Source organism: Staphylococcus kloosii (assembly GCF_032139365.1).
GTDB classification, from domain to species: Bacteria; Bacillota; Bacilli; order Staphylococcales; family Staphylococcaceae; genus Staphylococcus; species Staphylococcus kloosii_A.
Window position 1 is genome coordinate 22,142 of record NZ_JAVTDB010000082.1, and the last position, 9,973, is coordinate 32,114.

11 protein-coding genes are annotated in these 9,973 nt (G+C 34.0%); 1 reads left to right on the plus strand and 10 read right to left on the minus strand.

From position 1 onward, the window contains the following. Window positions 1–3: 3 nt before the first annotated feature. From RPL90_RS11805 to RPL90_RS11845, 9 genes are all read right to left on the minus strand, one after another. Window positions 4–807 carry an ABC transporter permease gene (locus RPL90_RS11805; protein ID WP_313549927.1) on the minus strand — a complete coding sequence of 268 codons (804 nt, stop codon included), beginning with the start codon at window positions 805–807 and terminating at the stop codon, window positions 4–6. After that, window positions 800–1,894, minus strand: a complete 1,095-nt coding sequence (locus RPL90_RS11810) for an ABC transporter ATP-binding protein (protein ID WP_313549930.1) — start codon at window positions 1,892–1,894, stop codon at window positions 800–802. The genes RPL90_RS11805 and RPL90_RS11810 overlap by 8 nt, the downstream gene beginning before the upstream one ends. Window positions 1,895–1,905: 11 nt before the next feature. Next, complete coding sequence (locus RPL90_RS11815; protein ID WP_313549932.1) at window positions 1,906–2,445, minus strand: helix-turn-helix domain-containing protein; 540 nt, start codon at window positions 2,443–2,445, stop codon at window positions 1,906–1,908. A 132-nt stretch (window positions 2,446–2,577) separates the two neighbouring features. Further along, window positions 2,578–2,856: a UPF0223 family protein gene (locus RPL90_RS11820; protein ID WP_313549935.1), complete on the minus strand. Its 279-nt coding sequence runs from the start codon at window positions 2,854–2,856 to the stop codon at window positions 2,578–2,580. Between the two features lie 214 nt (window positions 2,857–3,070). After that, window positions 3,071–4,477 carry a dihydrolipoyl dehydrogenase gene (lpdA, locus tag RPL90_RS11825; RefSeq protein WP_195718341.1) on the minus strand — a complete coding sequence of 469 codons (1,407 nt, stop codon included), beginning with the start codon at window positions 4,475–4,477 and terminating at the stop codon, window positions 3,071–3,073. Between the two features lie 3 nt (window positions 4,478–4,480). Beyond that, window positions 4,481–5,776: a dihydrolipoamide acetyltransferase family protein gene (locus tag RPL90_RS11830; protein ID WP_313549943.1), complete on the minus strand. Its 1,296-nt coding sequence runs from the start codon at window positions 5,774–5,776 to the stop codon at window positions 4,481–4,483. 142 nt (window positions 5,777–5,918) lie between these two features. Then, window positions 5,919–6,896 carry an alpha-ketoacid dehydrogenase subunit beta gene (locus tag RPL90_RS11835; protein ID WP_061854968.1) on the minus strand — a complete coding sequence of 326 codons (978 nt, stop codon included), beginning with the start codon at window positions 6,894–6,896 and terminating at the stop codon, window positions 5,919–5,921. A gap of 3 nt (window positions 6,897–6,899) precedes the next feature. After that, window positions 6,900–8,012 carry a pyruvate dehydrogenase (acetyl-transferring) E1 component subunit alpha gene (gene pdhA / locus RPL90_RS11840; protein ID WP_313549948.1) on the minus strand — a complete coding sequence of 371 codons (1,113 nt, stop codon included), beginning with the start codon at window positions 8,010–8,012 and terminating at the stop codon, window positions 6,900–6,902. 241 nt (window positions 8,013–8,253) lie between these two features. Then, a complete protein-coding gene (locus RPL90_RS11845; RefSeq protein ID WP_313549951.1) occupies window positions 8,254–8,880 on the minus strand; it encodes a YkyA family protein in 627 nt (208 codons plus the stop codon). Between the two features lie 122 nt (window positions 8,881–9,002). Between RPL90_RS11845 and def the strand changes: the two genes are divergently transcribed. After that, the gene (def, locus tag RPL90_RS11850) at window positions 9,003–9,554 is read left to right on the plus strand and encodes a peptide deformylase (protein ID WP_313549954.1); all 552 of its coding nucleotides are present in this window, start codon (window positions 9,003–9,005) and stop codon (window positions 9,552–9,554) included. Between the two features lie 45 nt (window positions 9,555–9,599). Here the strand turns inward: def and RPL90_RS11855 are convergent, their stop codons facing one another. Then, a complete protein-coding gene (locus tag RPL90_RS11855) occupies window positions 9,600–9,872 on the minus strand; it encodes a hypothetical protein (protein WP_313549957.1) in 273 nt (90 codons plus the stop codon). Between the last annotated feature and the right edge of the window lie 101 nt (window positions 9,873–9,973).

The window sequence follows — 9,973 nt, forward strand, 5'->3', positions numbered from 1 at the left end:
GATTCACCCTTTTCCGTTCGATGATTTAGAATTCGTAATCACTAATATAAAGGCCATAAAGACGATTAGGAATAATGCGATCGTTGACCCCATACCATAATTTTGAATTACTAAAAATTGTTCTTCAATAGAAGTACCAATATTAATAACTTTATTGCCTGCAATTAATCTAGTAATCATAAATAAAGATAATGCAGGGATAAAGGTAACTTGAATACCTGTCAGTATCCCTTGCTTTGTTAAAGGCAAAATCACTTTACGAAACGTTGTAAAAGGACTTGCACCTAAATCTTTAGCGGCTTGCAACAAGTTATTTGGAATGTCTTTCATACTATTGAAGATAGGTAAAATCATAAATGGTATATAAATATAAGTAGCTACAATTAGAAATGCTGGCGCAGTAAATAATAAATGCGCTTTAGGTAAATGTAGTATATTTAACAGTTGATTTATAATACCATCATGACTGAAAAGTCCAATAAATGCATAAGTCTTCAGTAGTAAATTTATCCAAGTAGGAATAATGAGTATCAGTAACCATAAGTTTTGATTTTTGGAGGCTTTAATAAAATACGCAGCAGGATAACTAACGAGTAGCGTCAATACTGTAATTGCTAATGCGTAAATTACTGAGTCCCAAATCATTGATAAATACTTCATAGACATTATTTGTTTATAATTACTAAAGCTAAAATGACCATTAATATCGATAAAGGAAAAATATACAAGCAGTATTACCGGTACAATGATAAATAACACCATCCATAACAAATATGGAATGAATAAAAAGTTAGATATTTTACGCATTGTCTTGCTCCTCATAACTTTCGATTCGTTTATCGAATTCTTCTTCACTTTCACCAGGCACCATTATATGTATAGCCTCTGGATCAAAATAAAGACCTACTTTGCTACCAATCTCAGCTTTTTTAGTCGTGTGTATTACCCATTCGTAACCTTTTCTATCTATACAACAAATTTCGTAATGTACACCTCTAAATAACATTGAATCAACCGTCACTTCAAACAAACCTTGTTCAGCTTCTATTAAAGAAATGTCTTCAGGTCGTATAACTACTTCAACATTTTTCCCCGATGGGATCCCCATATCCACGCAATCAAAATCTTGGCCATAGATATTAACAACATAGTCACATTGCATTGTCCCTTTAACAATATTAGACTCACCAATAAAATCCGCAACAAATCTATTAACTGGTTCATCATATATATCAATAGGTGTGCCGAATTGTTGAATTTTGCCATCTTTCATAACAAAAATATAATCACTTAACGCTAATGCCTCTTCTTGATCATGAGTGACAAAAATAAATGTAATACCTAATCGAGATTGTATTTCTCTTAATTCATATTGCATTTCTGTACGTAATTTTAAATCTAGAGCAGACAATGATTCATCTAACAATAGTATTTCAGGCTCATTAACAATCGCTCGTGCAATGGCAACACGTTGTTTTTGTCCTCCACTCATATCATCAATGCGTTTATTTTCATAACCATCTAATTTGACCAATTTCAAAGCTTCTTTTACTTTAACTTCAATCTTTGGCTTACTCATTTTTTTCAATTTCAATCCAAATGCGATATTTTCAAACACGTTTAAATGTGGAAATAGAGCGTAATCTTGAAATACTGTGTTTACTTTACGCTTATTCGCAGCAATATTTGTCATAGCTTTATCTTGATAAATAATATCTCCACTATCTGGTTGTTCGAAGCCTGCAATTAATTTAAGAATTGTAGTTTTTCCGCAACCTGAAGGCCCTAATAAGGTATAAAAAAAGCCTGATTCAATGTCTATATCTATTTCATTTAAAATTTGTTCGTCATTATAACCTTTACTGACAGATTTAAAAGATAGTAACGGCTTCATTTCTTGTCCTCCTATAAATATGATGCAGTAGCAACGATGATTGCTTTCGCTGTATGTTCACTACAATTAAACAACCTATGTTTGTCACTTGCTTTAAAATATAACGCATCTCCCTGTTGTGCTCGAAAAATTTTTTCTCCTAGTTCTAACGTTATTGCTCCTTCACTACAAAAAATAAAAGTATCAGAGTTAGATGGATTAAAATTTTTATAAGTTGCTTGTGGTTTTAACGTCAGCATTAATGGTTCCATATCGAATTCATTAGATTGAGTGACTAACCAATTTAAAATATAACCCTTATCATATTCGTCATAAACAACTTGTGATTCTTGTGGATATAAGATTTTTTCTTCTTGTTTTTGTTTAAAAAACTCACTTGGAGAAGTTCCTAGCACTTCTAAAATTGATAAAAAAGTATCCATACTTGGTGAAGCATGTTGACTTTCAATTTGGGAAATGTAGCCCTTAGATAAATCAGTGCGTTCGGCCAATTCTTCTTGTGTTAAGTTTTTAATCTTACGTAAATTTTTAAGTTTTGTTCCAATATTCATTGTACTCACCCATCAAGTTGTATGTCTTCCAGTATAAATTACTAAATAAAAAAGCTATATTTTGTTTACTTTTATCAAACTTTTTGTTTAATGCTTAATAAAAATATCAAAATATAGCTCAAATAACAATAGTTATTTTTGATTTGCAGATATATTTTTTTCATCTGGATTTTCTTGTGCATATTTTACTGCTTTATAACTATTATAGCCGCTACCTTTTTCGAACTCTTTAAAGATTTGCTTTTCTTCTGCCTTTCCAGGGACAATCTTTTTAAATATACGATATTGCTCAATAAGGTAGTCTCTTTCTACTTGTTGTTCATAAAAAGATTCAATAGCATTAAAAAAAGTAACGACGGCTACCATTTCATCGTTAGTCCACTCTAAATCAATAGGATAATGATATTCCATTTTCACCCTCCTCTAATAAGTAAGGGAGCGGGACAGAAATCTTATTTGTATAAGAAGATTTATTAGTCCCCGCTCCCGGCAATGATGACTTGAGTTAAATGAAACTTGATACAAGCACAGTTTCAATTCAGTCATCTACTGTCTATATAAAAATAGAGTCTGGAGATAAATATTATATCCAGACTCTATTAACTCTAAAAATGTAAGCTGATGATTACATAGTATGAATAGGTAAACCTAATGCTTTTTCAGCAGCTTCCATTGACATTTCACCTAATGTAGGGTGAGCATGTACTGTTAATGCTAAATCTTCAGCATTCATTCCTGATTCGATAGCTAAACCTAATTCAGAAATAATATCAGAAGCACCAGTACCTACAACTTGAGCACCTACTAAAGTGTTGTCTTCTTTAAGTGTTAATAATTTTACGAAACCAGTCGTATCGTCTAATGATAACGCACGACCGTTAGCTGCGAATGGGAATTTAGAAGCTTTAACTTGTAATCCTTCTTCTTTAGCTTGGTCTTCTGTATAACCTACTTGAGCTAATTCTGGCTCAGTGAAACATACTGCAGGCATACCAATATAATCTACTTCAGAAGCTTCTCCAGCGATTACTTCAGCTGCAACTTTAGCTTCGTAACTTGCTTTATGGGCTAATGGTAAACCAGGTACGATATCACCAATTGCAAAGATATTATCGATAGAAGTACGGCTTTGCTTGTCTACTTCTAATAATCCACGATCAGCAAATTTTAAGCCAAGTTCTTCTAGGCCTAATTCGTCTGTATTTGGACGACGGCCTACAGTAACTAATACGTAGTCTGCTTCAATACTTTGTTCTTCACCATTAACTTCGTATGTTACAGTTACGCCATTTTCTGATTCATCAGCTGATTTAGCCATTGCTTCAGTAACGATTTCGACACCTTTTTCTTTCATACCTTTTTTAACAGGTTGAGTCATTTGTTTTTCGAAACCGCCTAAAATGTCTTTAGCACCTTCTAAAATAGTAACTTCAGAACCAAAGTTAGCAAATGCTGTACCGAGTTCAGATCCGATATAACCGCCACCAACAACAACAAGTTTACCAGGAACTTCTTGTAAGTTTAATGCGCCTGTTGAATCGATAACACGGTTACCAAATTTAAAATTAGGAATTTCAATTGGTCTAGAACCAGTAGCAATAATAGCATTTTTGAAATTGTATGTTTGAGCGCTCTTATCGTCCATAACACGTAAGCTGTTATTATCAACGAAATACGCTTCACCTTTTACAATTTCAACTTTATTACCTTTTAATAGTCCTTCAACGCCACCAGTTAATTTGTTAACAACTGATTCTTTGAATTCTTGAACTTTGTCAAATTTAAGTGATACGCTTTCAGCGATAACACCTAAGTTTTCAGAATGTTGTGCTTCACTGTAACGGTGAGAAGCGTGTAATAAAGCTTTTGAAGGAATACATCCAACATTAAGACATACGCCACCTAAATTACCTTTTTCTACGATTGTTACTTTTTGACCTAATTGTGCTGCGCGAATTGCTGCAACATAACCCCCTGGTCCTGCTCCAATGACAATAGTATCAGTTTCAATTGGGAAATCTCCAACTACCATGTTTTACCCCTCCATTAATAATAATTCTGGATTATTTAATAATCGTTTAATATGGTTCATCGCATTTTGTCCAGTAGCACCATCAATTTGTCTGTGGTCGAAACTTAATGATAATGATAATACTGGCGCTGCTACAATTTCACCATCTTTAACGATAGGTTTTTGTGCAATGCGACCAATTCCTAGGATAGCAACTTCTGGGTGATTAATTACTGGTGTGAACCATTGTCCACCAGCTGAACCGATATTACTAATTGTACATGTAGCACCTTTCATTTCGTCAGAACTTAATTTACCATCACGAGCTTTAACAGCTAGTTCATTAATTTCATCAGAAATTTGGAAAATAGATTTACGGTCAGCATTTTTAACAACAGGTACTAATAAGCCTCTGTCAGTATCTGCCGCAATACCAATGTTCCAATAGTGTTTGTGTACAATTTCGCCAGCTTCTTCGTTAAATGAAGTATTTAATGCTGGATATTTTTTCAATGCAGAAACTAATGCTTTAACAACATAAGGTAAGAAAGTTAATTTAGTACCTTGTTCAGCAGCAATTTCTTTGAATTTCTTACGGTGATCCCATAAATCTTGAACATCAATTTCATCCATTAATGTTACGTGAGGTGCAGTATGCTTAGAGTTAACCATTGCTTTAGCAATCGCTTTACGCATAGCTGGGATTTTTTCTGTAGTTTCTGGGAACTCGCCTTCAGTAGCAGTTGGTGCTGATTGTACTGCACTTGCAGATTCTTCAGTACCTTGAGTTTCAGTACTTTCAGAAGCAGCTTGTCCACCATTTAAGTGAGCATCGATATCTTCTTTAGTTATGCGACCATTTTTACCAGTAGCTGATACTGCTTTAATGTTAACGCCATTTTCACGTGCATATTTACGTACAGATGGCATCGCTTTAACTCGTTTGTTATCGTCTACATCTTCTTCAGAAGATGCTGTCTTAGATTCAGTAGCAGCTTCTTCTTTACTATCGTCAGATGATTCTGATGATTGTGACGCACTTTCATCGCTATCGCTACCTTTGAAAGTCATTTCTTCAGCGTCAGGTGCATCGATTTTAACAATTGTGTCACCAACTACTGCAACTGTACCTTCGTCTACTAATACTTCTTCAATTGTACCGCTTACAGGTGATGGAATTTCAACAACTGATTTATCATTTTGTACTTCTGCTAATACATCGTCTTCTTCGATTTGATCTCCAGCTTTAACAAACCATTTTACGATTTCGCCTTCGTGGATACCTTCACCAATGTCGGGTAATTTAAATTCAAATGCCACGTTTTTGTCCTCCTAAGATTTCAATTTAAGTTATTGTGTGGAATTTTACTATGTACTAAACATAGCTTAACATATTTCATTTATAAAACATTAGAGAGAAGTAGAGAAATTTGCATTCAACTACTTCTGACTAGTGTATTAATTAGAATTCTAATGTTGCTTTAGCTTTTTCTAAGATATCATTTTTGTTAGGTAACCAAACATTTTCAGCTTGTGTAAATGGATATACAGTATCTGCTGCAGCAACACGAGCGATTGGTGCTTCTAATGATAAGATAGCACGTTCTGCTAATTCTGAAGCAACTGTTGCACCAACACCAGCTTGGCGTTGAGCTTCTTGTACTACTACTGCACGGCCAGTTTTTTCAACTGATGCAACAAGTGTTTCGATATCGATTGGTTGAACAGTACGTAAGTCAATGACTTCAACTGAATGTCCATCTTTTTCTAATTCTTCCGCAGCTTTAAGTGATTCTTGTACCATTGCACCGTATGCAATGATTGTTAAATCCGTACCTTCTTGTTTTACATTGGCTTTACCAATTTCAACAGTATACTCTTCTTCAGGTACTTCATCACGGAATGAGCGATATAATTTCATATGTTCTAAAAATACGACTGGGTCATTGCTTCTAATTGCTGAAACTAATAATCCTTTAGCATCGTATGGGTTTGAAGGAATTACAACTGTTAATCCAGGAGATTGAGCTAAAATACCTTCTAAGTTATCTGCGTGCAATTCAGGTGTATGTACACCACCACCAAATGGCGCGCGGATAGTTACTGGTGCACTTTTTGAGTTACCAGAACGGAAACGAGTACGAGCAATTTGACCCGCTACAGCATCAAAGACTTCAAATACGAAACCTAAGAATTGGATTTCCATTACAGGACGGTACCCTTCTAAAGTTAAACCTAATGCTAAACCACCGATACCTGATTCTGCTAATGGTGTATCGAAAACACGGTCTTCGCCGAATTCTTTTTGTAACCCTTCAGTTACACGGAAAACCCCACCATTAACACCAACGTCTTCACCGAAAAGTAAAACGTTCTCGTCGTTTTGTAATTCAGTTTTAAGCGCATTGTTAATCGCTTGAACCATTGTCATTTGTGCCATGGGTTACTTCGACTCCTTCTCTTTATAAATTTCATATTGCTCTGCTAAGTTTTGAGGCATGCTTTCGTACATGTTTTCCATTAAATCTGTAACAGTTTGTTTCGGTGTGTTGTCTGCTTCTTTAATCGCTGCTTTAATTTCTGATTTAGCGCGCTCAATAACTTCGTTTTCTTTATCTTCAGACCATAAACCTTTATTTTCTAAGAATTTTCTAAAACGGACTAATGGATCCTTTTTCTCCCATTCAGAATCTTCATCAGAAGTACGATATTTAGTTGGGTCATCTCCTGCCATTGTATGTGGACCATAACGATAAGTCATAGTTTCGATAAGCGTTGGGCCTTCACCATTGACTGCACGGTCACGAGCTTCTTTAGTAGCTTGATATACTGCTAATGCATCCATACCATCGACTTGTAGTCCTGGAATGCCTACAGCAATACCTTTTTGAGCAAGTGAAGTTGCAGCTGTTTGTTTACTACGTGGTGTAGAGATTGCATAGTTATTATTTTGAATAACAAAAATTGCAGGTGCTTTATAAGCAGAAGCAAAGTTAATACCTTCGTAGAAGTCACCTTGTGAAGAACCACCGTCACCAGTATAAGTAATTGCAACAGCATTTTTACCACGTTTTTTTATACCTAGTGCTACACCAGCAGTTTGAACATACTGTGCACCGATAATAATTTGTGGGCTTAATGCATTTACACCTTCTGGGAAACGATTTCCTTTGAAGTGTCCTCTTGAGAATAAGAATGCTTCAGTTAAAGGTAAACCGTGCCAAATTAATTGTGGTACGTCACGGTAACCAGGTAAAATAAAGTCTTCTTTCTCTAATGCGTATTGTGAAGCTAATTGAGAAGCTTCTTGTCCTGCAGTAGGAGCGTAGAAACCTAAACGTCCTTGTCTGTTTAATGAAATAGAACGTTGGTCAAGAATACGTGTCCAAACCATTCTCTCCATTAATTCAACGAATTGTTCATCTGATAAATCTGGTACTAAATCGTTATTAACAACATTACCGTCTTCATCCAAAATTTGAATCATTTCAAACTGAGATTGAGTATCGTTTAATACTTTCTCTGCATCGAATTGGGCTTGTAATTTCGGAGCCATTCAATTCACCATACCTTTCCCGTATAATAGAAATTCATTTTATCCTTTCACATTGTATCACAAAACTGTTTCACTGTTAAACAATTTAAAAAAGTTCTGTTCTACTACAAAAAGGTACAGTTCTGAAACTGTACCAATATATTATATACAACTGTACTAGTGGATAAAATGTGTCACATAGCGTCATTTCCCACCATAAATGTAAGCGCAATCATTTTTCTCGTATTATTCGCAACTTATATTATATTAAATTATCGACATCTTGTTTTTCTTCTTTAACTTTTTTCATTGCATTGGAATAATTTTTGAATTGTTTATTCATATCTTTATACGCACCTGAAATCGCCTGTGATTTTTTATCAATTTCACCTTGTGAAGGTTGACCTTTCGAAGCATATTCAAACATATCTTTTTCTTTATTCATTACATTTTTATATGCATCTGCGTATTTATCATGTGCTTCATATTTTTCTTTTAATGCGCTATCTAATTGTTTAACTTCACGTTGTTTTTTACTATTGCCTATTTTATCAATATGTTTAGAGGCTTTTTTATAATCTTGATGAGATTTGTCCATAGCATTTTCTTCTTCTTTGAATGTTTGTTGTCTTTCTTTTGTATTATCTATTACTTTTTTAGCGATATCTTTTTCTTTATCTTCGTCTTTTCCTTTTAAACTTTGCACTAATTTATTTTTCTTCTGTTCAAGATCATTTAGTTTTTTACTAGAAGTGTTAATTGATTTTTCGTCGTCAAAAGCTTTTTGAATTTGTTTATTATACGCTTTCATTTCGCCTTTATCGGTAGTACAACCAGCTAATAGAACTGTCGAAGCTAATGCGACACCGATTCCTTGTTTTAATTTCATATTAAGCTAATTCCTCCTCTACGTGTGTGTTATATTATATAATATTATATTATAAATCAAATAGATTACTGTATTTTAATGATTCAAATTTGGTATAGTGATAATAAGGAAGGTGTAAGTAAATGTTAACAATGAAAGACATAATTAGAGACGGACATCCAACTTTGCGTGAAAAAGCTAAAGATGTTGAATTGCCATTGTCGGATGAAGATCGCTCAACATTAAAATCAATGCGTGAATTTTTAATTAACAGTCAAGATGAAGAAACAGCTAACAAATATGGGCTACGCTCAGGTGTCGGATTAGCCGCACCTCAAATCAATGTTTCAAAAAAAATGATTGCTGTTTATCTTCCTGATGATGGCAATGGCAAATCATATGACTTAACTTTAGTTAATCCTAAAATTATGAGTCATAGTGTTCAAGAAGCTTATTTACCGACAGGCGAAGGTTGTCTAAGCGTCGACGAAAATATACCTGGTTTAGTTCATCGTAAATTTAGAATTACGGTAAAAGCAACAGATATAGATGGTAAAGAAGTAAAATTAAGACTTAAAGGCTATCCTGCAATAGTAGTTCAACACGAAATTGATCATGTTAACGGGGTTATGTTTTATGATCACATCGATCAAAACAATCCACTACAACCTCATGAAGATGCTGTTGAAGTTTAATAAAAAAGAGAGAGCAATTACATCTAGTAATTGCTCTCTTTACGTTTACATAAAATCGTCGCGTCTTTCACTATAAGATATATGTAATTCATCTAAATTTTGCTTTAACGCATTTAATTCTTGGATATCAATAAATTCTGGGTCGTGATTATGTTTAATAAAATATTGATCTTCATTTTGTGTATCAACAATCTCTTCATAATTAAAAAACATAATTACTTGTTCAGTTCTTACTTCAAACGTAACGCCTTTAAAAATTTTGTCATCTCGTTGTTTTTCACGTTTCACATCTTCAATAATTCTACTTGTTTGATTCAAACTAATCACCTTAATTCTATTTTGTCTCGAATTGCAACTTCCACTCTATATTACTACTACCCAGTTAGTTATATTATTTCATAATAAATAAATTTCTACAG

Excerpts from the sequence above, each read along its gene's own strand:
- RPL90_RS11805 (WP_313549927.1), bottom strand. The coding sequence starts at position 807 with ATGCGTAAAATATCTAACTTTTTATTCATTCCATATTTGTTATGGATG.
- RPL90_RS11810 (WP_313549930.1), bottom strand. The coding sequence starts at position 1,894 with ATGAAGCCGTTACTATCTTTTAAATCTGTCAGTAAAGGTTATAATGAC.
- RPL90_RS11815 (WP_313549932.1), bottom strand. The coding sequence starts at position 2,445 with ATGAATATTGGAACAAAACTTAAAAATTTACGTAAGATTAAAAACTTA.
- RPL90_RS11820 (WP_313549935.1), bottom strand. The coding sequence starts at position 2,856 with ATGGAATATCATTATCCTATTGATTTAGAGTGGACTAACGATGAAATG.
- lpdA (WP_195718341.1), bottom strand. The coding sequence starts at position 4,477 with ATGGTAGTTGGAGATTTCCCAATTGAAACTGATACTATTGTCATTGGA.
- RPL90_RS11835 (WP_061854968.1), bottom strand. The coding sequence starts at position 6,896 with ATGGCACAAATGACAATGGTTCAAGCGATTAACAATGCGCTTAAAACT.
- pdhA (WP_313549948.1), bottom strand. The coding sequence starts at position 8,012 with ATGGCTCCGAAATTACAAGCCCAATTCGATGCAGAGAAAGTATTAAAC.
- RPL90_RS11845 (WP_313549951.1), bottom strand. The coding sequence starts at position 8,880 with ATGAAATTAAAACAAGGAATCGGTGTCGCATTAGCTTCGACAGTTCTA.
- def (WP_313549954.1), top strand. The coding sequence starts at position 9,003 with ATGTTAACAATGAAAGACATAATTAGAGACGGACATCCAACTTTGCGT.